The organism is Stenotrophomonas sp. 2619, assembly GCF_040548725.1.
Classification (GTDB): Bacteria; Pseudomonadota; Gammaproteobacteria; order Xanthomonadales; family Xanthomonadaceae; genus Stenotrophomonas; species Stenotrophomonas maltophilia_AP.
The window spans coordinates 187,137-210,102 of the sequence record NZ_JBEPSF010000006.1 but is presented as its reverse complement, the minus strand read 5'-3'; the positions used below and the strand labels follow the sequence as shown (position 1 = coordinate 210,102).

The 22,966-nt window shown below is 68.5% G+C and carries 20 protein-coding genes; 4 read left to right on the top strand and 16 right to left on the bottom strand.

Annotated features, from left to right (window positions below):
- Positions 1–59 precede the first annotated feature (59 nt).
- The gene (locus tag ABIA71_RS08430) at positions 60–884 is read left to right on the top strand and encodes a S1/P1 nuclease (RefSeq protein WP_502961220.1); all 825 of its coding nucleotides are present in this window, start codon (positions 60–62) and stop codon (positions 882–884) included.
- 10 nt (positions 885–894) lie between these two features.
- Complete coding sequence (locus ABIA71_RS08425) at positions 895–1,701, top strand: MBL fold metallo-hydrolase (protein WP_354284684.1); 807 nt, start codon at positions 895–897, stop codon at positions 1,699–1,701.
- Between the two features lie 137 nt (positions 1,702–1,838).
- Here the strand turns inward: ABIA71_RS08425 and ABIA71_RS08420 are convergent, their stop codons facing one another.
- Genes ABIA71_RS08420 through ABIA71_RS08410 form a run of 3 tightly spaced genes read right to left on the bottom strand, consistent with a single transcriptional unit; the run spans position 1,839 to position 3,986 of the window.
- Entirely contained in the window at positions 1,839–2,405 is a 567-nt protein-coding gene (locus ABIA71_RS08420; RefSeq protein WP_502961219.1) for an energy transducer TonB, read from the bottom strand.
- Positions 2,402–3,628, bottom strand: a complete 1,227-nt coding sequence (locus ABIA71_RS08415; RefSeq protein WP_354284682.1) for a M56 family metallopeptidase — start codon at positions 3,626–3,628, stop codon at positions 2,402–2,404. Before ABIA71_RS08415 ends, ABIA71_RS08420 begins: the two co-directional genes overlap by 4 nt.
- Positions 3,621–3,986: a BlaI/MecI/CopY family transcriptional regulator gene (locus tag ABIA71_RS08410; RefSeq protein WP_354284680.1), complete on the bottom strand. Its 366-nt coding sequence runs from the start codon at positions 3,984–3,986 to the stop codon at positions 3,621–3,623. The genes ABIA71_RS08415 and ABIA71_RS08410 overlap by 8 nt, the downstream gene beginning before the upstream one ends.
- 118 nt (positions 3,987–4,104) lie before the next feature.
- On the opposite strand from ABIA71_RS08410, the gene ABIA71_RS08405 reads away from it, so the two are divergent.
- The gene (locus ABIA71_RS08405) at positions 4,105–4,662 is read left to right on the top strand and encodes a flavin reductase family protein (RefSeq protein ID WP_354284678.1); all 558 of its coding nucleotides are present in this window, start codon (positions 4,105–4,107) and stop codon (positions 4,660–4,662) included.
- Between the two features lie 31 nt (positions 4,663–4,693).
- A complete protein-coding gene (locus ABIA71_RS08400) occupies positions 4,694–6,652 on the top strand; it encodes an acetyl-CoA hydrolase/transferase C-terminal domain-containing protein (RefSeq protein ID WP_354284676.1) in 1,959 nt (652 codons plus the stop codon).
- Between the two features lie 128 nt (positions 6,653–6,780).
- On the opposite strand, the gene tkt is transcribed toward ABIA71_RS08400, so the two are convergent.
- The 13 genes from tkt to ABIA71_RS08335 form a co-directional block, all read right to left on the bottom strand.
- Complete coding sequence (gene tkt / locus ABIA71_RS08395) at positions 6,781–8,781, bottom strand: transketolase (RefSeq protein WP_354284674.1); 2,001 nt, start codon at positions 8,779–8,781, stop codon at positions 6,781–6,783.
- Between the two features lie 666 nt (positions 8,782–9,447).
- Positions 9,448–10,770, bottom strand: coding sequence for a dicarboxylate/amino acid:cation symporter (locus ABIA71_RS08390; RefSeq protein WP_354284672.1), 1,323 nt, complete (start codon positions 10,768–10,770; stop codon positions 9,448–9,450).
- A gap of 66 nt (positions 10,771–10,836) precedes the next feature.
- Positions 10,837–12,531, bottom strand: coding sequence for a BatD family protein (locus tag ABIA71_RS08385; RefSeq protein WP_502961218.1), 1,695 nt, complete (start codon positions 12,529–12,531; stop codon positions 10,837–10,839).
- The gene (locus ABIA71_RS08380) at positions 12,528–14,261 is read right to left on the bottom strand and encodes a VWA domain-containing protein (protein ID WP_354284712.1); all 1,734 of its coding nucleotides are present in this window, start codon (positions 14,259–14,261) and stop codon (positions 12,528–12,530) included. The genes ABIA71_RS08385 and ABIA71_RS08380 overlap by 4 nt, the downstream gene beginning before the upstream one ends.
- On the bottom strand, positions 14,258–15,280 hold the full coding sequence (locus tag ABIA71_RS08375) for a vWA domain-containing protein (RefSeq protein WP_502961222.1): 1,023 nt from the start codon (positions 15,278–15,280) through the stop codon (positions 14,258–14,260). The genes ABIA71_RS08380 and ABIA71_RS08375 overlap by 4 nt, the downstream gene beginning before the upstream one ends.
- Before the next feature lie 5 nt (positions 15,281–15,285).
- Positions 15,286–15,747 (bottom strand): DUF4381 family protein, encoded by a 462-nt coding sequence (locus ABIA71_RS08370; RefSeq protein WP_354284670.1) that lies wholly within the window; start codon positions 15,745–15,747, stop codon positions 15,286–15,288.
- Positions 15,744–16,670, bottom strand: coding sequence for a DUF58 domain-containing protein (locus tag ABIA71_RS08365; RefSeq protein WP_354284668.1), 927 nt, complete (start codon positions 16,668–16,670; stop codon positions 15,744–15,746). The genes ABIA71_RS08370 and ABIA71_RS08365 overlap by 4 nt, the downstream gene beginning before the upstream one ends.
- 5 nt (positions 16,671–16,675) lie before the next feature.
- Positions 16,676–17,710 carry an AAA family ATPase gene (locus ABIA71_RS08360; protein ID WP_038686533.1) on the bottom strand — a complete coding sequence of 345 codons (1,035 nt, stop codon included), beginning with the start codon at positions 17,708–17,710 and terminating at the stop codon, positions 16,676–16,678.
- A gap of 136 nt (positions 17,711–17,846) precedes the next feature.
- Positions 17,847–19,820 carry a type IV pilus secretin PilQ gene (locus tag ABIA71_RS08355; RefSeq protein ID WP_354284665.1) on the bottom strand — a complete coding sequence of 658 codons (1,974 nt, stop codon included), beginning with the start codon at positions 19,818–19,820 and terminating at the stop codon, positions 17,847–17,849.
- A 20-nt stretch (positions 19,821–19,840) separates the two neighbouring features.
- Positions 19,841–20,374, bottom strand: coding sequence for a pilus assembly protein PilP (locus ABIA71_RS08350; protein ID WP_447595446.1), 534 nt, complete (start codon positions 20,372–20,374; stop codon positions 19,841–19,843).
- Positions 20,371–21,048 carry a type IV pilus inner membrane component PilO gene (locus ABIA71_RS08345; protein WP_038686528.1) on the bottom strand — a complete coding sequence of 226 codons (678 nt, stop codon included), beginning with the start codon at positions 21,046–21,048 and terminating at the stop codon, positions 20,371–20,373. Before ABIA71_RS08345 ends, ABIA71_RS08350 begins: the two co-directional genes overlap by 4 nt.
- Positions 21,045–21,881 (bottom strand): PilN domain-containing protein, encoded by an 837-nt coding sequence (locus ABIA71_RS08340; RefSeq protein ID WP_354284663.1) that lies wholly within the window; start codon positions 21,879–21,881, stop codon positions 21,045–21,047. Before ABIA71_RS08340 ends, ABIA71_RS08345 begins: the two co-directional genes overlap by 4 nt.
- Positions 21,881–22,939 (bottom strand): pilus assembly protein PilM, encoded by a 1,059-nt coding sequence (locus ABIA71_RS08335; protein ID WP_038686523.1) that lies wholly within the window; start codon positions 22,937–22,939, stop codon positions 21,881–21,883. Before ABIA71_RS08335 ends, ABIA71_RS08340 begins: the two co-directional genes overlap by 1 nt.
- Between the last annotated feature and the right edge of the window lie 27 nt (positions 22,940–22,966).

The window sequence follows — 22,966 nt, the reverse complement described above, 5'->3', positions numbered from 1 at the left end:
TCGCCGACCCGTGCCGCCAGCCAGATCCGGCCAAGCCGCCCCGCAGGCAGCCCGCTAGAATGGGGCCGATGAAGATCGCCTCCCTGATTCCGGCCACGGCCCTCGCCCTGGCCCTCACCCTTGTTTCCACCGATGCCCTGGCCTGGGGCGCACAAGGCCACCGCCTGGTCGCCCGTGTTGCCGAAACGCGCCTCACCCCGGCTGCCCAGGCCGAAGTGGACCGCCTGCTCGCCAGCGAGCCCGACCCCACCCTGCACGCCATCGCTCCCTGGGCCGACCAGCTGCGCGCCAAGGACCCGGGCCTGGGCAAGCGCTCGGCGCGCTGGCATTACGTCAACATCGGCGAAGACAACTGCCACTACGACGCACAGAAGCACTGCAAGGGCGGCAACTGCATTGTCGAGGCCTTGAAGGCGCAGACCGCCATCCTGGGCGACCGCAGCAAAAGCGATGCCGAGCGCGCCCAGGCGCTGAAGTTCGTGGTGCATTTCACCGGGGACATCCACCAGCCCATGCATGCCGGTTACGGTCACGACAAGGGCGGCAACGACTTCCAGGTGCAGTTCAACACCCGCGGCACCAACCTGCACTCGCTGTGGGACAGCGGCATGCTCAACGAGCTCAAGCTCGATGACGACCAGTACCTCGCGCGCCTGCTGGCGCTGCCCGCGCCCAAGCTGGGCAAGCGCTCCCGCATCAACAGCGACGCGGTGCAATGGGCCGAGGCCAGCTGCCGCATCGCCATTGCACCTGGCGTTTACCCGGGCAAGCGTACGCTGGCCCCGGAGTATGCCGCGACCTACCGCCCGGTGGCGGAGCAGGAGCTGCGCCTGGCCGGCGAACGCCTGGCCGTGCTGCTCAACGCCACGCTGGGCAAACGCTGAGGAAATCCCCATGTCACTGCACGTCGCCAGTTTCTTCCACCCCGACAGCCATACCTTCAGCTACGTGGTGCATGATCCGGCGACGCTGCAGGCCGCGGTGATCGACCCGGTGCTGGACTACGACCCGGACACCGACGCGCTCGGTGCCGGGCCGCTGCAGCCGCTACTGGCACATGTGCAGAACAACGCGCTGCAGGTGCGCTGGCTGCTGGAAACCCACGCCCACGCCGACCACGTCAGTGCCGGCCGCTGGCTCAAACAGCAGTGGCCACAGGCAACGCTGGCGATGGGCGATGGGATCGTGCAGGTGCAGAAGACGTTTGCGCCACGGTACGCGCTGCAGGTGCCCACCGACGGGTCGCAGTTCGACCACCTGTTCGCCGATGGCGAGCTGTTTACGCTGGGCGCGATCCAGGCCGAGGTGATCGCGGTGCCCGGCCACACCAGTGACAGCGTGGCCTACCGCATCGGCGATGCGCTGTTCACCGGCGACTCGCTGTTCATGCCCGACGGCGGCACTGCCCGCTGCGATTTTCCCGGCGGCGATGCGGCGCAGCTGTATCGCTCGATCCAGCGCCTGCTGGCGTTGCCGGACGCGACGCGCGTGTTCATCTGCCACGATTACGGCCCGGGTGGGCGCGAGGTGGCCAACCAGACCACCATCGGCGAACAGCGCGCGCGCAACATCCACCTGCGCGATGGGGTCAGCGAGGCCGCCTTCGTCGCCACCCGGCAGGAACGCGATGCGACGCTGCCCGAACCGAAGCTGATGCACCCCTCGGTGAAGGCCAACATCCAGGGCGGCCCGGCGCGGTAACCGTGGAGAGCGGGGCTCTGCCCCGCTGCTCACATCCGGCCACGTTCGGCGCCTGGCCACCCATGGGGTGGCTCTACCCCTTTGCCGGCTAGCCACCCATGGGGTGGCTCTACCCCCCCTTGGGGTATCGCGTGGCGTTACCGGCCCTGGCGTTGCACGGTCTGTTTGCCTTTCACGATCTCGAAGGTGAAGGCATACAGCAGGCTCACCGGCACCGGTTCGACGCGCTCTGCCCCGTCGCAGTCACTGCCATCCTTCTGCATGGACCCCGCGGGGTAGTCGCACACCGCCGCAGGCGAGTAACGCCACATCGCCACCGCTGCCTGTGCTGCTTCCACCAACGGCGCGTTTTCGGGCAAGCCGCCGGCCCGGCATTCGGCCCGGTCAAGCAGCGCCAGGCTGCGCTCCACCCTGCCGTCGGCGTCGACCACCACCTGCAGGCAGATCGTCGTAGGGGCCAGCTCACGGCGCGGGTCGCGGTCGCCCAGGGCCGGATCGGGCGCGTTGTACAACTGCGGCATCCGGTACCCCTGGCTGGGTTGCAGCTGATAGGGCTGCACCGCACCCGCGCCGCCATCCCCCTCACTCCGCAGGCGCTGCAGGTTCACGTTCTCGGCGCGCGTGTCCACCGTGGTCAGCTGCTGGTGACCGGCACACCCGGCCACCAGCATCGCCAGCGTCACGGCCAGCAGACCCTGCTTCACTGCGCCGGGCCCGACGCATTCAATTCAAACGTCATCGGGATCTTCAGCGCCGAGGCAACGGCGGTTCCATTCCGACGCGCCGGCTGGAAGGTCCACCCTTTCGCCGCTGCCACCGAGGCCGCGTCGAACACGCCGGCCGGGGTCGAACTGAGGACGCGGACATTGCCCACCTTGCCGCTGGCATCCACCTCCACACGCAGCACGACCTTGCCGGAGAGCCCTTGGTCAAAGGCCGCTTTGGGATAGGTCGGCGGCGTCGTGGTGAGGGCTTCGGCATCCACGTCACCTGCGGCGGCGTTGGCCAGCGCGGCGGGTCCGGCATGGGGCGACGGCCCTGCGCCTGCGCCGCCCTGGCTGGCCCACGCCACTGTTCCCATCCCCACGCACAGCCCCATCACCAGCACCTGCCCGGTCATCCACGGCAATGCTTTCCGCTTGTGTTCCTTCAACATGGCAATACGCTCCTTCAACATCGGTTGGCTGCGCCAGTGGCAGGCCATCGGTGCAACCGGGTGGACCAACTGCGCCTTGAGCAGGGCGTTGGCGTAGAGCCGGCGCAGGGCCGGATGCGGGTCGACCGTGCGTGCGTCGCAGGCCAGCTCCTGATCACGCAGGAACCGACGCGCCGCCCACGGCAGCAAGGGATGGAACCAGAACACGCAGCGCAGCACGGCCAGCGCGGCATTGGCCCACGGATCGCCATGGCGGCGATGGCTGCGTTCGTGCTGCAGAATCAGATCCTGTTCGGCCGGGCTGAAATCCACCTCGAAAGCCGGGCCCACCACGATGCGCGGCTGCCACAGCCCCACCAGTGCGGGCAGCCCCGGGTCGGCACTGGCCTGCCACGTGCCATCCTCACGGGGCTGCAGCGGGCCCATCGCGCGTTCGAACCGGCGCTGTGCACGCCAGCTGGCGAGCGCCATGACCAGTGCGCCGGCCAGCCACACCGCCAGCAGCAGCACCGGCCACACCGCCGCTTCGGTCGGCACCACCGGGCCGCGCAAGGCGCTTGCGATGACGCGCATGGACGGCGCATCGGCCATCGGCGCGGACGGCAATGGCAGGCACAACGCCGCCAGCACCAGCGGCAGCAGCCACCAACTGCGATAGGCCAGCGCCGCCCCGCCCAGGCGCAGCAACAGCGGCCGCGCACCCGCCAGCACCACCACCGCCACCGCCAGCCATACGCTGGCCTGCAGCATGAGAGTCATCAGATCAGTCATGGTCGAGTGCCTGGATCAGCTGCTTCAGTTCGGCAATGTCCTGCGCGCTCAGTTGCCCGCGCTGGCTGAAATGCGCCACCAGGGGTGCCACGCGCCCGTCGAACAGCTTGTCCAGCATGCCGCTGCTCTGCTCGGCCACCCAGGCCTGGCGCTGCAGCACCGGCGAGTACAGATAGCGGCGGCCGTCACGGCTGGCGCTGATCGCGCCCTTGGTCAGCAGCCGGTTGAGCAGGGTCTTGATGGTGGGCTCGGCCCAGTCGCGCTCGGCCAGGGCGGCCACCACCTCATCGGCGCCCAGCGGGTGGCTGCGCCACAGTACGTCCATCACCACCGCTTCGGCTTCGCTGATCTGGGTCATCATTTACATCCGTAATCGACGAACCGATTACGCCCGTAATCGAATCGGGTGTCAACCCCTTCGACGATGGGTTCATGCGGCCGCTGCGAGGATCGGGTCATTGCCTGCGGAGCCTGCGATGAAACGCTACCGAAAGCTGGACTACCCGGTGGACGAGGTACGCCGCTTCCTGGAACCCGGTCCGGTGGTGCTGGTCAGTTCGGCGTGGAAGGGCCAGCGCAACGTGATGACGCTGGGCTGGCACATGGTTCTGGCGTTCACCCCATCGCTGCTGGGCACGATGATTTCCAGCGGCAACCACAGTTTTGAACTGATCCGGCGCAGCCGCCAGTGCGTGATCAACCTGCCCACCGTGGACCTGCTCGACACCGTGGTGGGCATCGGCAACTGCAGCGGTGCCGAGGTGGACAAGTTCGAACGCTTCGGGCTGGACACCACCCCCGCCCACGACGTGGACGCGCCGCTGCTGGCCCAGTGCCCGGCCAGCGTCGAATGCCTGCTGCACGATGCCAGCCAGGTGAAGCGGCACGGTCTTTTCATCTGGGAAGTGGTCAAGGCGCATGTCGCGCGGGTGCCGAAACGGCCGCGTACCGTGCACTACCGGGGCGATGGCCAGTTCATGGTGTCCGGCGCAGACGTCTCGCGTCGCCGTCTGTTCAAACCGGAAATGCTGTAATGGCCCGCATGACTCTGCAGGATGGCGCTGGATGACCGATCACCTTACCGACCTCGACGCGGCCACCGACTGGTTGCTGCAGCGGGTGGACGGCCCGCTGCGCATCGGCGCGCCGCTGGCCCTGGGCAAACCGCATCGACTGCTCAACGCGCTGTATGCCCGGGTCGAGAACGACCCGACGCGGCCGTTGCAGATCTACACCGCGCTGTCGTTGAACCCGCCAAAGCCGGCCGCCGGCGGGTTGGAAGCCCGCTTCATGGCGCCGTTCGCGCAGCGCCATTTCGGTGACGACTTCCCGCGCCTGGCCTATGCCGATGCGATGATCCGCGACCGCCTGCCGGCGCACGTGCAGGTGGAAGAGTTCTACATGCAGTCCGGTGCCCTGCTCGGCTCCTCGCAGGCGCAGCGCAGCTATACCAGCCTCAACTACACCCACGCTGCCGACGCGGTGGCGCAGCGCGCGCCGCACGCCATCGTGCAGAAGGTGGCGATGCGCCCGGACGACCGCCGGCTGTCGCTGTCGTGCAACAACGACATTACCCAGGACACCCTCGATGCGATGGCCGCACGCGGCCTGCCGCGTCCGCTGATGATCGCCGAGATCGACCCGCAGCTGCCCTACCTCGGCGGCTCGGCCACGGTGGATGTGAGCTTCTTCGACCTGGTGATCACCCCGCCGCCGCCCTACCCCGATCTGTTCGGGCTGCCGCGGCAACCGGTCAGCGACGCCGATTACGCCATCGGCCTGTATGCCAGCGCGCTGGTCCGCGATGGTGGCACGCTGCAGATCGGCATCGGCACGCTGGCCGACGCCATCAGCCACGCGCTGGTGCTGCGGCACACCGACAACGCCCGCTACCGGCAGATCCTGCACGCGCTGGATCCGAGCCTGGCCAGCCACCCCACCGTGCTCGAATGCGGCGGGCTGGCCCCGTTCGACATCGGTCTGTATGGCTGCAGCGAGATGCTCAACGAGGGCTTCCGACGGCTGGTGCAGACCGGCGTGATCCGGCGCAAGGTGCATGACGATCTGGGGCTGATGCAGCGCATCGAGAACGGCAGCACCCTGACCATCGACCACGCCACGCTGGAGGCCGAAGGTGAGTACCTGCACGGTGCGTTCTACCTGGGCTCGCCGGAGTTCTACCAGTGGCTGCGCGACCTGCCCGATGACGAGCGCGGCGCGATCGGCATGCGCCGGATCAGTGAGATCAACCAGCTGTACGGGGGCAATGAGGCCTTGGAGCGCGTGCAGCGCCGCCATGCCCGCTTCTTCAACTCCTGCATGATCGCCACCGCGCTGGGTGCGGCCGCGTCCGATGCGCTGGAAGACGGGCGCGTGGTGTCGGGCGTGGGCGGCCAGTACAACTTCGTGGCGATGGCCCATGCGTTGCCCGAGGCCCGCAGCGCGCTGATGTTCCGCGCGGTGCGTGAGGACAAGGGGCAGGTGCAGTCCAATGTGCGCTGGAACTACGGGCACACCACCATCCCGCGGCACCTGCGCGACATCTACATCAACGAGTACGGCATTGCCGACCTGCGCAACCTGACCGACGAGGACTGCGTGACCGGCATGACCGCGATCACCGATGCAGCCTTCCAGGACACGCTGCTGCAGACCGCCAAGTCCACCAAAAAGCTGGACGCGGCATTCGTGGCCCCATCGCACTGGCAACAGCGCAATACCCCCGGCGCGGTGAGTGCCGCACTGGCACCGTTCCGCCAGTCGGGGCTGCTGCCGGACTATCCACTGGGCAGCGACTTCACCGAGGTCGAACAGCACCTGGTGAAGGCGTTGGGCTGGCTGAAGCAGAACACGCAGACGCGCGGCAGCAAGCTGCGCACGGTGTGGGCCGCGCTGCGCCAGCCGGCCGGCGATGGCGACGCGGTGTACCTGCAGCGGATGGCGCTGGATGCGCCCGCGACGTTTGGCGAACGGCTGGAAGCCAGGCTGGTGCGGTTGGCATTGGCGCGGACCGCCGCGGCCTGAGCGTCGTGCGCGGTTGTAACCCGCGCCTTTGAGGGTTGCCGGCCAGAGGCCGGCACTACCGGTCAAATGCAGAAGGCCGGGCAATGCCCGGCCTTCTGGATTACATCGACATCATCGAACGCGGTACGTCAGAGTGCCTTGGCGGCCGCCACCACGTGTTCGGTGGTGATGCCGAAGTGCTTGTACAGCGCTTCGGCCGGGGCCGAGGCACCGAAGGTGTCGATACCGATCACCGCACCGTCCAGGCCCACGTACTGGCGCCAGAAACCGGTGACGCCCGCTTCCACCGCCACGCGCTTGCGCACGGCGTTGGGCAGCACGGACTCGCGGTAGGCCGCGTCCTGGCGCTCGAACACGTCGGTGGACGGCATCGACACCACGCGGGTCTTGATCCCGGCGGCATCCAGCTCGGCCTTGGCGGCCACGGCCAGACCCACTTCCGAACCGGTACCGATCAGGATGACGTCCGGCACGCCGCCTTCGGCGTCGGCCAGCACGTAGCCACCGCGCGCGATCTGGGCGACCTGCTCGGTGCTGCGCGGCTGGTGCGGCAGGTTCTGGCGGCTGAACACCAGGCAGCTCGGGCCGTCGGTGCGGGTGATCGCCGACTTCCAGCTGACCGCCGACTCGACCGCATCGCACGGGCGCCACACATCGTTGTTGGGGATGTAGCGCAGCGAGGCCAGGTGTTCCACCGGCTGGTGGGTCGGGCCGTCTTCGCCCAGGCCAATCGAGTCGTGGGTGTACACGTGGATGGCGTGCGCCGGAATCAGCGCGCTCATGCGCACGCCGTTGCGGGCGTAATCGCTGAACACCAGGAAGGTGGCGTCGAACGGAATGAAGCCACCGTGCAGCGCCAGGCCATTGGCGATGGCGGTCATGCCGAACTCGCGCACGCCGTAATACACGTAGTTGGCGTTCGGGTCGTCGGTGGCGACCGACTTGCTGGCCTTCCACAGGGTCAGGTTGGAATGGGCCAGATCGGCCGACCCGCCCACCAGTTCCGGCAGCAGCGGCGCGAACGCTTCGATGGCCAGCTGCGAGGCCTTGCGCGAGGCGATGGTCTGGCCGTCGGCCTGTACCTGGGCGATGTAGGCATCGGCCTTGGCGACGAAGTCGGCCGGCAGTTCGCCGTGCGAGCGACGGGTCAGTTCCTCGGCTTCGGCCGGGAAATGCGCGGCGTACTTGTCGAACTGCTGTTCCCACTCGGCCTGGCGCAGGGTGCCGGTACCGCCGGCACGCCAGCCGGCGTAGATCTCTTCGGGGATCTCGAACGGACCGTAATTCCAGCCCAGCTGCTTGCGGGTGGCTTCCAGCTCGTCCTTGCCCAGCGGCGCGCCGTGGCTGGACTCCTTGCCGGCCTTGCCCGGCGAACCGAAGCCGATGGTGGTGCGGCAGCAGATCAGGGTGGGCTTGTCGAACTGCGCCAGGGCGCCGTCGATGGCCGCCTTGATGCTGTCCGGGTCGTGGCCATCGACGCCGCGCACCACGTTCCAGCCATAGGCTTCGAAACGCTCGGGGGTGTTGTCGGTGAACCAGCCGTCGGTGTTGCCGTCGATGGAGATGTGGTTGTCATCCCAGAAGCAGACCAGCTTGCCCAGGCCCCAGGTGCCGGCCAGCGAGGCGGCTTCGTGGGAAATGCCTTCCATCAGGCAGCCATCGCCCAGGAACACCCAGGTGCGGTGGTCGACGATCTCGTACTCGGGGCGGTTGTAGCGCTGGGCCAGCAGCTTCTCTGCCAGCGCAAAGCCCACGGCGTTGGCCAGACCCTGGCCGAGCGGCCCGGTGGTGGTTTCCACGCCGGGGGTTTCATGGTGCTCGGGATGGCCGGCGGTCTTGCTGCCCAACTGGCGGAACTGCTTGAGCTGTTCGATCGGCAGGTCGTAGCCGCTCAGGTGCAGCAGCGCGTACTGCAGCATCGAGCCGTGGCCATTGGACAGCACGAAGCGGTCGCGGTTGAACCACTTCGGGTTGTTGGGGTTGTGACGGAGATAGTCGTTCCAGAGGACCTCGGCGATATCGGCCATGCCCATCGGCATGCCGGGATGCCCGGACTTGGCGGTTTCGACCGCATCAGCGGCAAGGAAGCGGATGGCATTGGCCAACTGGCGGCGGGTAGGCTGCGTCATGGTTCTGAGAGTCGGGAGGCTCCCGCGGAGCTGCGGGCAGCCAATTGTCCCACAGACCTCCGGCGGGGTCAGGCCGGGTGTCGGCTTTCTGAATGACAATCGCCGTGTGCGGGTGCAGGGCTGTTCACGTGGGGCCTTGACCTCGTTTGGGCGTGGCGCGCGCGTACGGGGCCCCTTGGCGGCCGGGTGACCCTTGTGCAAATGTCCCCCGGCCGCCTGCGGCGTCCTCCTCCTTTACGTTGCCAAGGGTCTCCCGGCCGCCAAGGGGCATGGCTTGCGGTGCGCAAGAGCGCATGTCGATGGTCGTGCCAGAGGCCCCACCTGTTGGGCAGCTCCCCAATGAAGGCGGCGACGCGCAACCCGCCCACATCCGCCGGGCCGACGTGCCGGCGGAGGCACGCCGATCTTTGCCTGCCGCAAGCCAGCCCCTCTGCGGCCGGCAGGCACTTGGGCAAAATAAAGGAGGAGGCAGCGCACGCTGCCGGGGGACATTTGCGCCAAGTGCCTGCCGGCCGCAGAGGGCCCCGGACTCGCGCGTGCTACCTGATCGAAGCCGCGCTTGTTCGCCACCGTCCCGTCGTCCGTGGAAAGAAAAACGCCCCGATTCCTGACGGAACCGAGGCGTTCTGCGGGCGAATGCGCGGCAGGCCGCGCCACGCCGGGCGGTCAGTCGCGCGTGACCTGCACCGGCACCGGGCTGTCCTCGGTTTCGCCCTTGGCCACCAGGGTGGTCAGGGCCAGGTCGCCGGTGACGTTCAGCGCGGTGCGGCACATGTCCAGGAAGTGGTTCACGCCCAGGATCAGGCCGATGCCCAGCGGGTTGACCCCGACCATGGCACAGATCATCGCCACCACCGGCAACGAGCCGGACGGCACGCCGGCCGTGCCGATGCCGCCCAGGATGCAGACCGCCATCACCATGATCTGCTGGCCGATGCTCAGGTCCACGCCGAAGAACTGGGCCAGGAAGATCACCGTCACGCCCTCGAACAGCGCGGTGCCGTTCTGGTTGGCGGTGGCGCCCACGGTCAGCACGAAGCGCGACACCTTCTGCGGCAGGCCCATCTGGTCGGCCACGCGCAGCGCGGTCGGCAGGGTGGCGTTGCTGGAGGCGGTGGAGAAGGCCATCACCGTCGCTTCCTGGGTATCGCGGAAGAACGACAGCGGCGAACGCCCGGACAGCCACACGGCCGTGCCGTAGGTCACCACCATGTGCAGGCCCAGCGCCAGCACCACCACGCCTACGTAGGCGCCCAGGCGGATGATCAGGTCGAAGCCGAACAGCGCGGCCAGGTTGAACATGAAGCAGGCCACCGCGTACGGGGCCAGCCGGATGACCAGGTTGATCAGCGTCATCGACACTTCGAACACGCCTTCCACGGCCCGGCGCAACGGGGCGACCTTTTCCTCGTCGCTGAGCACCATGCCGATGCCGAACATCAGCGCGAAGAACATCAGCGACAGGATCGCGCCATTGTCCGATGCGGCCTGCAGCACGTTGCTGGGCACGATCGACAGCAGCATGTCCATGCCCTTGGGGGTTTCATGGATGCCGGCGACGATTTCCTTGCTGCGCTCGGCGTTCTCCGAGAGCATCTGCGCGGCAACGTGCGGGTCCACCCCGGCGCCGGGCTTGAGCACGTTGACCAACACCAGCCCGATGCCCACCGCGATGCCCGACAGCAGCACCGTGTAGGCCAGGGTCTTCCAGCCGATGCGGCCGAGCGCGCGGATGTCGCCCATCTCCGACACGCCCATGATCAGCGCCGAGAAGATCAGCGGCACGATCAGCATGAAGATCAGGTTGAGGAACAGGCCCGACAGCGGCGTGGTCACCCAGGCCATCACGCCCTTGGCGAACTCGGTCAGGCCGGGCACGCCCGGTCCGGCGGCATGCACGATCAGGCCCAGCACCAGGCCCAGCGCGAAGCCAATGCCCATTTTCCAGTGCAAGGGCAGTTTCTTGCGGGTCGTTGCGGCCTCAGTCATGTAGCAGCTTTCCTGTAAAGAATTGAACGAGCTTAGCAAAGCCGGGCGCGCAGGCCCGGCAGCACATCAGGATCCCGAAGGATATAGAGGCGCCAGCCCATTGTTTTCCGCCACCGCGGCGGCCTGCCAGTGCGGTCCGTCATGGAAGGCCCGGCGCAGCGCCTGGCGTGCGGCGGCCACGTCGCCGCCCTGGCCGGACCAGCGCACCCGCTGCATCGCCAGCAACGCCTCGCGCTGGACCGGGTCGGCCAGCCGCGCCAGCAGGGCCTCCAGGCCCACTACCCCGCCCATGCCGGCCAGCAGCGCGATGATTTCGTCCAGCCCCTGGCTTTCCAGGGCGCGTCGCAGTTCCGCGCGCGAGACCGCGACCGGCGGCGAACCGGGCGGGCCCGGCTGCGGGGCCACGGTGACCTGCCCGCGCTGCACCCGGCGCCAGCCCCACCACAGGGTCAACAGCCAGAGCACCGCGAAGCCGGCGGCGGCCGCGATCCAGCCCCAGGGGCGCACCGACGCCGACGGCGCTGCCAGTGGCAGCGCGTTGGAGGCCGGGGGCGCTTCGCCCGGAAGCGCCGATTGGGTGTCCACCGGCACCGCAGCGGCAGCACTGCCCGCCCCCGCTGCGGCGACCTGCAGGGTCAGCGCCGGCAGGCTGGCTGTCCGCGCCTCGCCGGCTTTCACGTCCCACCACGGCATGCTTGGCCCGGGCACGCGCAGGGTGCCCGGCGTGCGCGGCACGATCGAGTAGCGCCGGGTCAGTTTGAGCTGGGGCGTGTTGCCGTTGAAGGTCTCGTCGAACTGGGCCGGCTCGGCGAACACCTGGGCGTCGGGGCCGACGTCCAGCGCCGGCAGTTCCGGGAACTGCGCGCGTGTGGCGCCCTGGGCGACAGCTTCCACCACTACCGTGGCCGCTTCCCCGGCACGCGCCTGGGTGGGCGCGGCGGTGTACCGCAGGCGCAGGTCGTGCAGCGGCAGCCACGGCTGCGCTGCGTTGGCCGGTTGCGGCTGCACCTGCAGCGTGCGCGCCGGCGCCGTGGCACGCAGCCGTCCGTCGCCCCCGAACATGTCATCGAAGAAGCCACCGGCGGCCCGTCCGTTGAACTGCGCGGCCGGCAGCTGCAGCGGGCCGCTGCGTTCGGGAATCAGCAGGAAACGCCGCTCCACCAGGTTGTAGCGGCGGCCATTGACCTCGCGGACCAGGCTGCGGTCTTCGCCCACCCGCTGCATCGACGCACCGGCCGGGGTGTCCAGCAGCAGTTCGCCCGACACCAGCTGCGAGGCGTAGTACAGCCGCACCACCACGCCCACGCTCTGCTGGACGTAAGGCGTCAGGTCGTCGACCTCGGTTTCCATGAAGACCGCCGCGTTACCGGGAACGGCCGCCGGCGCGGCAGTGCTGGCGCCCACCTGCAGCAGCAGCGGTGCGGTGCGGTTGGCCCCCACCTGCAACGCAGGGATCTGCAGGGTGCCAGTGCGACGTGGCGACAGCGCCACCGCGTAGAGATTGCGCGCGCTGGTACCGCCCGTGCCCCATTGCATCTGGCGGCTGCTGGTCTGACCGCTGAGCTCGAAATCGGCACGCAGGGGCGTGTAGTCCGGTGTCCCACCCGCATCACTCTCGATGTTGAGGGTGACCGTGTCGCCGTCGCTGATCTGCTCGCGGTCGAGCCAGGCACGGGTCTGCGCGTGCGCCCAGCTGCTCGCCGCCAGAAGCAGCCAGCAGCAGCCGCGCATCCAGCGTCGCGTGGTCGAATCGGTGCTCATCGTCCTTCCCGTTTCCTGCGTTCGTTTTCGAGTTGGAACTTGGCGCGCAACAGGCTGCCCGGATCATCCGGCACCCGCCGCATCCACGCTTCCACGGCCTGGCGCTGCTCGCGCTGCTGCGGGGTTTCCGCGGCCTGCCGCTGCGCCGGGGTGTCCTTGTCCTCCTTGCCTTGCCGCTGCAGCGCCTGCTGCATCTGCTGGCGCTGGGCGGCATCGGCCTGGGCCTGCGCGGCGGGATTGGGCTCGGGGTTGCCGGCGTCCTGCGCGTCCTTGCCCTGAGCCGGCGTGCCCGGCGGCTGGCCGGGGTTCTGCTGCCCGGGCTGTTTCGGCGGCTGGCCGGCATCCTTGCCCGGTTGGCCCTGGCCCTGGCCCTGCGACGGCGGGGAGGTGGGCGGCTGCTTGCCCTGGCCGTCCTTCGGGGGTGCCGACGGCGGCTTGCGCTTGCGTGCGGCGTCCACCGCCGCGCGGTTGGCGACCGCATCGGGCATGCCCGGGGTTTTGCGCAGCGCCTTGTCGTAGGCGTCGATCGCAGCGTCGTACTGGCCTTGGCGGGCCAACGCGTTGCCCAGGTTGTACCAGCCTGCGTCGCTGTCGATGCCCTCGAACTGCGCTTGGGCGGCCTTGAAGTCGCCCCGGCGGTAGGCCTCCACACCCGCCCCCAGTGCCTGCTGGTCCACCTGGTCGCCACGCTTCCACCAGGTGCCTTCGGCCCCCTGCGCAGAAGTGGGCAACGCCAGCGGCGCGGCCAGGCACGCCACCAGCAGCACGGCCAGGCCGCGTCGGCGGAACGCCCACAACGCCAGCAGCATCAGCGGGGGCAGCAACCAGAACCCTTCATCGCGCCAGGCCAGCCCAGTGCCGTCGCGGCGATCGTCCGTGCTTGTCTTCGGGGTCAGCACGCCCAACGCGCGCAGATCGCCATCATCGCTGGCCATCCGCGCGTACTGGCCGCCACCTGCACTGGCCACCGCGCGCAGCGAGGCCTCGTCCAGATGGGCCTGGGCAATCTGCCCATCGCCACTGCGGTAGGCGGCGCCGGTAGGTGTTCCCACGCCAAGCACGGAGACCGTCACGCCCTGGCGCCGCGCCGCGGTGGCCGCACTGCTGGCAGCGGCATCGGCACGATCGGTGAGCAGCAGGATGTCGCCGCCGCGTGCGCCGGACTGCTGCAACAGCAGTACGGCCGCGTCCAGCGCGCGCTCGGCGCGTTGGCCATCGCGCGGCATCACGTCCGGCCCCAGCGCGTCCAGATACAGCGCCACATTGGCGGTATCGGCGGTCAGGGGCGCCACCGTATACGCATCGTCGGCGTACACCAGCAGGGCAACCTCCCCGCCCTTGCGCTCGCGCAGCAGCGCGGCCAGCTTGGCCCGCGCCTGCAGCAGCCGCGACGGCGGCAGGTCGGTGGCCGTTATCCGCGACGACAGGTCCAGCGCCACCACCAGCGGTGCCGGCGTTTGCCACAAGGGCTGTGCCACCTGCCGCCAGCTGGGGCCGGCCAACGCAACCACGGCGACCGTCCACCCCAGCAGCAGCGCCACCAGCCCACCCCAGGCACGCTGCCCGCCGGCCACCAGCAGGTGGCGCAGCAGGTGCGCGTCCACGGCGCTGTGCCAGGCGCTGCCGCGGCGGCGGCGCCAATACCAGAGGGCGGCGATCAGCGGCAGCGCCAGCAGCAGCCACAGCGCGTTCGGGCGCACGAGGTGCAGGGCATTCCAGTCGATGTTCATGCCCACCGCCTGGGCAACAGCCACGCCAGCCCGGCCAGCAGCAGCGACAGCGCCAAAGGCCATGCATACCGCTCGATGCGGGGCCGCACCGCCGGCCCGGCCGACGCCACCGGCTCCAACCGCTGCAGTTCGGCATAGATGCCCGCCAGCTCGTCGGTGTTGCGCGCACGGAATGCGCGGCCGCCAGTGAGCGACGCTATTTTCTGCAGGGTGGCTTCGTCGACGGGGTCCTCGCCTGGCGCGATCTGCACCCCGAACAGGCTGAAGCCGCCGTCGCCACCGAAGGCCACCGTGTACACGCGCACACCTTCGGCCTTGGCCAGTTCTGCTGCGCGCAGCGGTTCGAGCACGCCGGCGTTGCTCACCCCGTCGGTCAGCAGAATCAGCACCCGCTGCCCCTGCGGCTGTTCGCGCAGGCGTTTCACCGCCAGGGCGATCGCATCGCCGATGGCGGTCTCGCGCCCGGCCAGGCCGACGACGCTGTCGCCCAGTTGCAGGCGCACGCTGGCCAGGTCGCCGGTCAACGGGGTCAACGTGTAGGCGCGTTCGCCGAAGATCAGCAGACCCACCCGGTCGCCGGCACGCCGGTCGAGGAAATCGGCCAGGACCGCTTTGGCGGCCGTCAAACGGTCCACCACCTGGTGGCCGAGCAGCATGTCGGCCTCGCTCATGCTGCCGGACACATCGACGGCCAGCATCATCTGCCGGCCCTGCTGCGGTGGCGTCACCGCCTCACCCAGCTGTTGCGGTCGCGCGGCGGCCACGCACAGGCAGGCCCAGGCCAGCCACAACAGCAGCCGCCCCAGCCCCAGCGAACGCCCCCCCGCCGCCACACCCAAGGCCTGCAACTGCGCCGCCGCATACGGCACGCGCAGGGCCGCAGCGGTGGCGCCGCGCTGCGGCCACCAGTGCATCAGCAACGGCAACGGCAGCGCGGCCAGCATCCACGGCCAGGCCAGCGTGTCCAACCACGCCAGCCAGCCGGGCAACCAGGCAGCCCAGTGTTCGGGTATCTGCATCGCGATCATCGGCGACGCCCCACCATCAGGCCCAGGAAACGCCGACGCGCCAGCACCCGCAGCCGCGTGGCGGCCTCGGCGTCCACGCGGGGGCGGTAGCCGCCGTCCAGCAGGAGCTGGCCATCGCCCTCGGAGAAGGCGCGGCTGCCGGGCTCATCGAGGAATTCTAGCCAGGCCTGGCCCTGCAGCAGCTCGGCACCGGGTTGATGGGTACGCGCGGCACGGCGCAGCAGCGCGGCGATCGCGGCCACTTCATCCACCGGGGTGGCGGCCAGCGCCACGCCGTCGTCGAACAATCGCATCCAGCGCTGTTCGCGGCGACGGCGACGTATCCGCCACCCCCACAGCAGCGCTACGACAGCCAGCAGCGCCACCAGCACCAGCCACCAGCCCGGTGCGGGCGGCCACCACGGCGGGGCCGGTGGCAGGTGCACATCGCGCAGCGGCAGGCTGCTGGCCGCGCTCATGCCACCACCGCCGAGGGCATCGGGGTCAACCAGCAGTCGCTGGCGTCATCGGTGGCCACCACATGCACCTGGATGCGGCGCGACGACAGCTGCTTCTGCAGCGCCTCCAGCGGCGCCACGAAGCGTGCGCGCCAGTGCTCCCGGACCGCGGACCGGTCCAGGTCGAGCGTCACGCGGCGGCCCTGCGACAGGAACGCCAACGGCGCCGAGGGCGGGGCCAGTTCCAACGGGTCGACCAACAGCATCACCACCACTTCATGGTGCATCGCCAGGGCGGTCCAGCGGGCAATGCTGATGGCGGCGGCCTGGCCGGGGTCGGCCAGTACCACCACGCGCGCGCCCGGCCGCAGCAGGCGGGCGGCATGTTCCAGTGCACGGTCCAGGCCGGCATCGTCGGCGGGCGGCTGTGCGTACCAACGGGTCAAGGCATCCAGCACACGCAGCACGCCGCGGGTGCCACCGGCCGGCGGCACCGGCGCTTCAACCGCACTGCCGCGCAGTGCCCCCAGGCGGTCGCCCTGGCGCTGCGCCAGCCAGGCGGCAATCGCGCCAACGCGCGCGGCCTGCACCGACTTGAAGCGCACCCGGGTGCCGAAATAGAGCACCGGGTCGGTGTCGGCCACCAGCAGGGTCAGGCGCTCGCGTTCGGCCTGGAACAGCTTGGTATGGGCGCGCCCGGTGCGGGCGGTAACCCGCCAGTCAATGTGGCGGGCATCGTCGCCCGCCACGTACTCGCGCGACTCGGCGTACTCCATGCCGCGCCCACGCATCGGTGCGGGCGCACTGCCGGCATGGCCAAGCCGGCCACGCCGGGCCGGTGCCAGCCGGTGCGCATTGCGGCGCAGTGCGACCAGTTCTGCCAGGCTGGGGCGCAGGCCGTCGCCGATGGTCGTGCCTGCCGCGCTGTCCAGGTTGGATGCCATCCGGATCAGGGTGCCGGTACGCGGGCCAGCAGTTCGGCTACCAGGCGGTCGCCGTCCCAGCCTTCGGCGGTGGCTTCGTAGCTGGGCAGTACGCGGTGGCGCAGCACGTCCGGGGCCACGCTGCGCACGTCATCGGGCGTCACGAAGTCGCGCCCGGCAAGCCAGGCCCGTGCACGCGCGCAGCGCTCCAGCGCGATGGAGCCACGCGGGCTGGCCCCCCAGGCGATGCGGCGGGCCAGCGCCGGGTCGTAACGGGCGGCGTCGCGCGAGGCCAGCACGATCTCGATCAGATAGCGTTCCAGCGCCGGCGCCATGTGCAGCGACAGCACCGCCTTGCGCGCATCGAACACATCCTGCAGCGGCATCCGCGCCGGGGCCGGCGGCGGCGTGCCCAGGGCATCGCGGGCCCGCTCGCGCGCCAGGCGAAGGATCTCCGCCTCGGCATCGGAGTCGGGGTAGCCGATGCGCACATGCATCAGGAAGCGGTCCAGCTGCGCTTCGGGCAGCGGGAAGGTGCCCTCCTGCTCGATCGGGTTCTGCGTGGCCATCACCAGGAACAGCGCCGGCAACGCATAGGTGTGGCGGCCCACGGTGACCTGGCGCTCACCCATCGCCTCCAGCAGCGCCGATTGCACCTTGGCCGGCGCCCGGTTGATCTCGTCCGCCAGCAGGATCGGGTGGAAGATCGGCCCCGGTACGAATTCGAAGCGGCCCTCCTGCGGACGCCAGATTTCGGTGCCGGTCAGATCGGCCGGCAACAGGTCCGGGGTGAACTGCACGCGCGAGAAGTCCGCCTCCAGGCGCGCGGCCAGCGCGCGGATGGCGGTGGTCTTGGCCAGCCCGGGAGCGCCCTCGACGAGCAGGTGGCCATCGGCCAGCAAGGCGGTCAGCAGCCGATCGACCAGCGCCGCCTGACCGACGATCTCGCCGGCCAGGGCATCGCGCAGGGCACGGAAACCGTCGTGGAGGCGGTCGTGGGCCAGTTCGGCGGCAGCAGGGGTATCGATCGAGGCGTCTGGCATGGGGGGAGGCAGGTTCATGGCGTCCGTGTGACCCGCGCGGCGTGCGAAGGTTCCATCCACATGATGGCAGGCACGCCGGGGATCGGCATCAAGATTGCCTGAACGCGAAAGGGCCGCACGTGGCGGCCCTTTCGTTGCAGCAGGTGACGCGACCTCAGTTGGTCTTGGCCACGCGCAGCACCTTCGGGGTGACGAAGACCAGCAGTTCGGCCTTGTCCTTGTTGCGGCTCCGCTTCTTGAACAGGTTGCCCAGGAACGGCACGTCGCCCAGGAACGGCACCTTGTTGACGCTGTTGCGGTCGGTGAACTCGTACACGCCACCGATCACCACGGTCTGACCGTCTTCCACCAGTACTGCGGTGTTGACTTCGCGACGGTTGATGGTCGGCACTTCGCCGTAGCCGGCAAGGCGGATGTAGCCTTCCACTTCATCCTTCTTGACGGCCATGTTCAGGAACACGCGGTTGTCGTTGGTGATGGTCGGGGTGACCTTCAGCTCCAGCACCACTTCCTTGAACTGCACGTTGGGCGTGGCAGCGCCACCGGCCGAACCGCCACCGCTGATGGTGACATAGCCGATTTCCTTACCCTGCTTGATGATCGCTTCACGCTGGTTGGTGGTCACCACGCGCGGATTGGAGATCACCTCGCCACGCGACTCCTGCTGCATCGCCGACAGCTCGACGTCCAGCAGGTAACCCGCGTTGAGGATCGACAGCGCCAGCGAACCGGGGTTGCTGGCCGCAGCGACCGGCAGGTTCCAGTTGAGCGTGTTGGTACTGATCGTATTGGGCGCGCGGATCGGGATCGCCCCGGTGCGGCCGCCTGCATCCCACTCGGCCAGCGCCTTGGCGTAGTCGTTGTTGACCTTCGCCTGATCGTTGATGTTGTTATGGGTGTCGGTCAGACCGCCGCCGAAGAACACATTGTCGCGACTACCGGTGATGCCGAACTTGGCGCCCAACTCACGCGCAAACGTGTCGGTAGCAATGACGATGCGGCTTTCGATCAGCACCTGGTCAACCGGGCGGTCGATCACGTTGATCAGCTCGCGCATGCGCGCCAGCTTCTTCGGGATGTCGCTGATCATCAGCGTATTGGTGCGCTCGTCGGCGACGATGCGACCACGCGAGGACAGGAATCCGCTGTCTTCCTGCGAACTGCCACCACCGCCACTGCTACCGCCGCCGCCGCCGATCCCCTTGGCTTCGGTCAGCGCTTTGAAGATCTGCGCGGCGTTGTGGTAGTTGATCTGGATGTAATCGGTGACCAGGTCTTCGCGGTTCTCGATCGCGATCCGCGCGTCTTCCTTGTCCTGCTCGAACTTGGCAAGTTCCGGCTGCGGGGCAACCCACACCACGCCGCCATCACGGCGCTTGTCCAGACCCTTGGCGCGCAGCACGATGTCCAGCGCCTGGTCCCACGGCACGTTGACCAGGCGCAGGGTGACGTTGCCTTCGACGCTGTCGGAGGCAACGATGTTCAGGTTGGACTCCTCGGCAATCAACTGCAGCACGGTGCGCACGGGCACGTCCTGGAAGTTGAAGGTGACCGGCTTGCCGCTGTAACCGCGCTGGGCGATCGCGCTGGCTGCCTGGGTCACGGTGGTGGCATTGATCGCGCCAGTGGCCGGGGCCGCCTTGCGCGGGCTGATCTCCACCACGTACTCGTTGCCGGTCTGGTAGGCCAGCGATTCGAACGCCGTATTGGTGTTGAGCACCAGCTGGGTACCGCCGCCGTAGGGCTTGGGTTCAATGCGCTGCACCGGCGTGGCGAAGTCGGTCACGTTGATCGACTTCTGCAGGTTCTCCGGCAGACGCACGTTGCCGACGTCGATCACCACGTTGTTGCCCTGGGTGCGCAGGTCCGGGCTGGCGCCCTTGCCGTCGAACTGCAGGATCAACCGCCCGGCGCCGTCTTCACTGCGCTTGAAATCGATCTTGGATACCGACAGCGAAGCCGGCGCGGTGATCGGCGCGGCGCTGGCGGCAGGCTGCGGAGCTGCTGCGGCAGGTGTGGCCGCCAACAGCGTGCCATTGGCCACCATGAGCGCGACTCCCAGCGCGCACAGGTGGATCAGCTTCGGGCGCCGGTTGGGACGCTGCCGCATGGCATTGGAAAAGGTCATCGTGCTATCCCCGTAATCATTCATTGATCTTCAAGCGCAAGCGATGCAGGCCGTTCCAGCCAGCCGCCCGCGCCATCCGGCACCAGTTCAATCAGTTCGATCCGGTCTTCGAAGACCCCGGTCACGCGGCCGTCGCTCTGCCCCAGATAGACGCCCGGACGCACCCGATAGGTGACCTTGTCCGGCGCCATCACCAGCGCGACCAGTCCGCCGCCCTTGCCGATCGAACCGACCATGTCCAAGGCATCCAGCGGGAAGGCTTCCAGCGGCTCCTTGCGACGGTTCGGATCGGGACGCAGTCCCGAGCCGCCCTGTGGATTGGTCCAGGCATCGGTGAACGGATCGCGCATCCCCTGCGCGGAGTATTCAAACGTCTCGAACTGCTGCATCACCGGCAGCGGCTCAAGCGGCGGCGCCGGGCGTGCACGCACGTCGTCCACCCACTTGGCCAGGTTCGGTGCGTCGCCCGGGGTGCTGCTCACCCCGCGCGCGCAACCGGCCAGCAACGCCAGCACCAGCAGCCCACACACCCGTGCGGTCATCCCCAGGCTCATTGCTTGCCTCCGGACTTTGCGGTCTTGTCATTGGCGGCGGCGGCTTTTTCCTGCGCTTCCATTTCCAGCTCGTCCAGGTAGCGGTAGGTCTTGACCGTCCCGGACAGCTCCAGCGCACCGCTGCGCGCGGTGATGCCGGTCTTGGGATCCTTGGGCTTCAGGTTGATGTCGTGCATGGTCAGGATGACCACGCGCGGCAGCGAGGCCACGCCGCTGACGAAGGCACCGAACTGGTGGTAGCTGCCCACCATGCGCAGGGCGATCGGCTTTTCGGCGTAGAACTCCTTGGGCTGCTCGGCACCGGGCTGGAACAGTTCATTGACCAGGCCGCTGGACAACGCGGTCTGCGAGATGTCGATGATCAGGTCCGGCATTTCGGTCTTGCTGGGCAGCTGGCGCAGCATCTGCTGCAGCACCTGCTCCATCTGGGCCAGCTGCTGCTTGAGCGGCGCCAGGTTCACCGCGCGGCCCTGTTCCTTCTCGAACTCGGCACGCAGGCTGGTTTCGGTGCTTTCCAGCGATGCCAGCTCTTCACGCTTGCCGCTGATCAAGGCAAACCAGGCCAGGAACACGATCAGCAGCGACAGCAGCACGCAGAACACCACTTTGGCCTGCTGTGGCCAGTTGCCGATGTTGTTGAAGTCCAGCTCTTTGAGGTTCATTTTCTGGCTCATGCGCCCCCCTTCTGCGGCGTACTGGACGCTGCCGGCTGTGCGGGTGCTGCGGGCGGGGCGATGCGGCTGCCCGACGGCTTGGACGGTTCGGCGGCCGGGGCAGGTGCAGCAGTCGGCGGGGTCGACGCAGGCGTCGCGCCCGGCGACAGCGGGGCGACCGCCGGTGCCGGTACTGCCGCCGGATCGGCCGGGATGGCGGCGGCATCGGCCGGCACCACCACGCTGCCATCGGGGCCTACGCCACCCACCGGTTCACTCTGCGCAGGCAGGGTCACCTTGACCTCGAACATGTACGGCAGTGCGCTGATGTCCGTCACCGGACCGGAGCCATCCTTGCCGGCTTCAGGCTTCTTGGCCTCGATCACCGACAGTTCCGGCTTGCTCATCCAGCCCGAGCTTTCCAGGTTGCGCATGTAGGCGCTGACCCGGGCGTTGGACTGGGTGCGCCCCTGCAGGGTGAGGATGTCCCCCTCCTGCTTGAGCGCGGTCAGCACTACGCCGTCCGGAATGGTGCGTACCAGCGCGTCGAACAGATGGACCATCTGCGACCGCTTGGCCTGCAGTTCCTCGATCACCTTCTTGCGCGCCAGCAGGCGTTCCTTCTGGCGATCCAGGCGGTCGATCTCCTTGTTCTGTTCCTTGACCTTGTCGATCTCGGCCTGCAGGAAGGCATTGCGTTCGCCCTGCCCGCTGACCTGACGGTCGTAGTAGAACCAGATCATCAACGACAGCAGCAGGCCGCCGATGGCCGCGAAGCCGAGCATGCCGTAGAAGTCACGCTGGCGTTGCTTGCGCCGCTCGGCGCGCCACGGCAATAGATTGATTCTTGCCATCAGTCAAAGCTCCTCAGCGCCAGACCGGTGGCAATCATCAGCGCCGGGGCATCCTGGGCCAGGGCATGCGCCTGTACCTTGGGACCCAGGGTCATCTGTGCCAGTGGGTTGGCCACCACGGTGGCCACGCCCAGCTGTTCTTCCACCATCTCCGGCAGGCCGGCCAGCGCCGCGCACCCGCCGGCCAGCACGATGTGGTCCACGCGGTTGAATTCACTACCGGCATAGAAGAACTGCAGCAGGCGGCTGATCTGCTGGACCGTGGCTTCCTTGAACGGCTCCAGCACTTCCATCTCGTAGCTTTCCGGCAGCCCGCCCTGGCGCTTGGCCAGGCCGGCTTCCTCGTAGGTGAGGCCGTAGCGGCGCATCACTTCGTCGGTCAGCTGCTTGCCACCGAACACCTGTTCGCGGCTGTACAGGCTCCGCCCGCCACGCAGGACGTTCAGGGTGGTCATGGTGGCGCCGATGTCGACCAGGGCAACCACGCCATCACTGGCGATCGGCAGTTCGCTGGCGACCAGGGCAAAGGCGTTCTCGACCGCGAAGGCCTCCACGTCCATGACCCGGGCGGTCAGCCCGCCGAGCTCCAGCGCCGATTGGCGCAGCTCCACGTTCTCCGACCGCGACGCCGCCAACAGCACCTGGACCATCTCAGGGTTGTTGGGAATGGCGCCCAGCACTTCGAAATCGAGGTTCACTTCCTCGATCGGGTACGGGATGTAGTTGACCGCTTCGAGCTCGACCTGGGCTTCCATGTCGTTCTCGTCCAGGTCGGCGGGCATCGGGATCAGCTTGGTGATCACCGCCGAGCCGGCGACGGCTGCGGCAGCGTGCCGGGCCTTCGTACCGGAACGGTTCACGGCGCGGCGGATAGCCTCACCCACGGCCTCCACTTCCACGATGTTCTTTTCCACGACCGCATTCGGCGGAAGTGGTTCCACAGCGTAATGTTCCACGCGGAAACGATTGCCACTGCGGGAAAGCTGCAAAAGCTTTACTGCAGTCGAGCTGATGTCGACGCCAATAAGCGGCGACTGGCTTTTTGGGATAAGCCCCACGGTTTCTCCCCTGCCGACGGGCACTTG

Coding starts and splice junctions, on each gene's coding strand:
- ABIA71_RS08350 (WP_447595446.1), bottom strand. CDS start 20,374: ATGAGCCTGGGGATGACCGCACGGGTGTGTGGGCTGCTGGTGCTGGCG.
- ABIA71_RS08425 (WP_354284684.1), top strand. CDS start 895: ATGTCACTGCACGTCGCCAGTTTCTTCCACCCCGACAGCCATACCTTC.
- ABIA71_RS08405 (WP_354284678.1), top strand. CDS start 4,105: ATGAAACGCTACCGAAAGCTGGACTACCCGGTGGACGAGGTACGCCGC.
- ABIA71_RS08430 (WP_502961220.1), top strand. CDS start 60: ATGGGGCCGATGAAGATCGCCTCCCTGATTCCGGCCACGGCCCTCGCC.
- ABIA71_RS08355 (WP_354284665.1), bottom strand. CDS start 19,820: ATGACCTTTTCCAATGCCATGCGGCAGCGTCCCAACCGGCGCCCGAAG.
- ABIA71_RS08385 (WP_502961218.1), bottom strand. CDS start 12,531: ATGAGCACCGATTCGACCACGCGACGCTGGATGCGCGGCTGCTGCTGG.
- tkt (WP_354284674.1), bottom strand. CDS start 8,781: ATGACGCAGCCTACCCGCCGCCAGTTGGCCAATGCCATCCGCTTCCTT.
- ABIA71_RS08415 (WP_354284682.1), bottom strand. CDS start 3,628: ATGACTGATCTGATGACTCTCATGCTGCAGGCCAGCGTATGGCTGGCG.
- ABIA71_RS08380 (WP_354284712.1), bottom strand. CDS start 14,261: ATGAACATCGACTGGAATGCCCTGCACCTCGTGCGCCCGAACGCGCTG.
- ABIA71_RS08340 (WP_354284663.1), bottom strand. CDS start 21,881: ATGGCAAGAATCAATCTATTGCCGTGGCGCGCCGAGCGGCGCAAGCAA.
- ABIA71_RS08410 (WP_354284680.1), bottom strand. CDS start 3,986: ATGACCCAGATCAGCGAAGCCGAAGCGGTGGTGATGGACGTACTGTGG.
- ABIA71_RS08390 (WP_354284672.1), bottom strand. CDS start 10,770: ATGACTGAGGCCGCAACGACCCGCAAGAAACTGCCCTTGCACTGGAAA.
- ABIA71_RS08345 (WP_038686528.1), bottom strand. CDS start 21,048: ATGAGCCAGAAAATGAACCTCAAAGAGCTGGACTTCAACAACATCGGC.
- ABIA71_RS08360 (WP_038686533.1), bottom strand. CDS start 17,710: ATGAACCTGCCTCCCCCCATGCCAGACGCCTCGATCGATACCCCTGCT.
- ABIA71_RS08370 (WP_354284670.1), bottom strand. CDS start 15,747: ATGAGCGCGGCCAGCAGCCTGCCGCTGCGCGATGTGCACCTGCCACCG.
- ABIA71_RS08400 (WP_354284676.1), top strand. CDS start 4,694: ATGACCGATCACCTTACCGACCTCGACGCGGCCACCGACTGGTTGCTG.
- ABIA71_RS08375 (WP_502961222.1), bottom strand. CDS start 15,280: ATGCAGATACCCGAACACTGGGCTGCCTGGTTGCCCGGCTGGCTGGCG.
- ABIA71_RS08365 (WP_354284668.1), bottom strand. CDS start 16,670: ATGGCATCCAACCTGGACAGCGCGGCAGGCACGACCATCGGCGACGGC.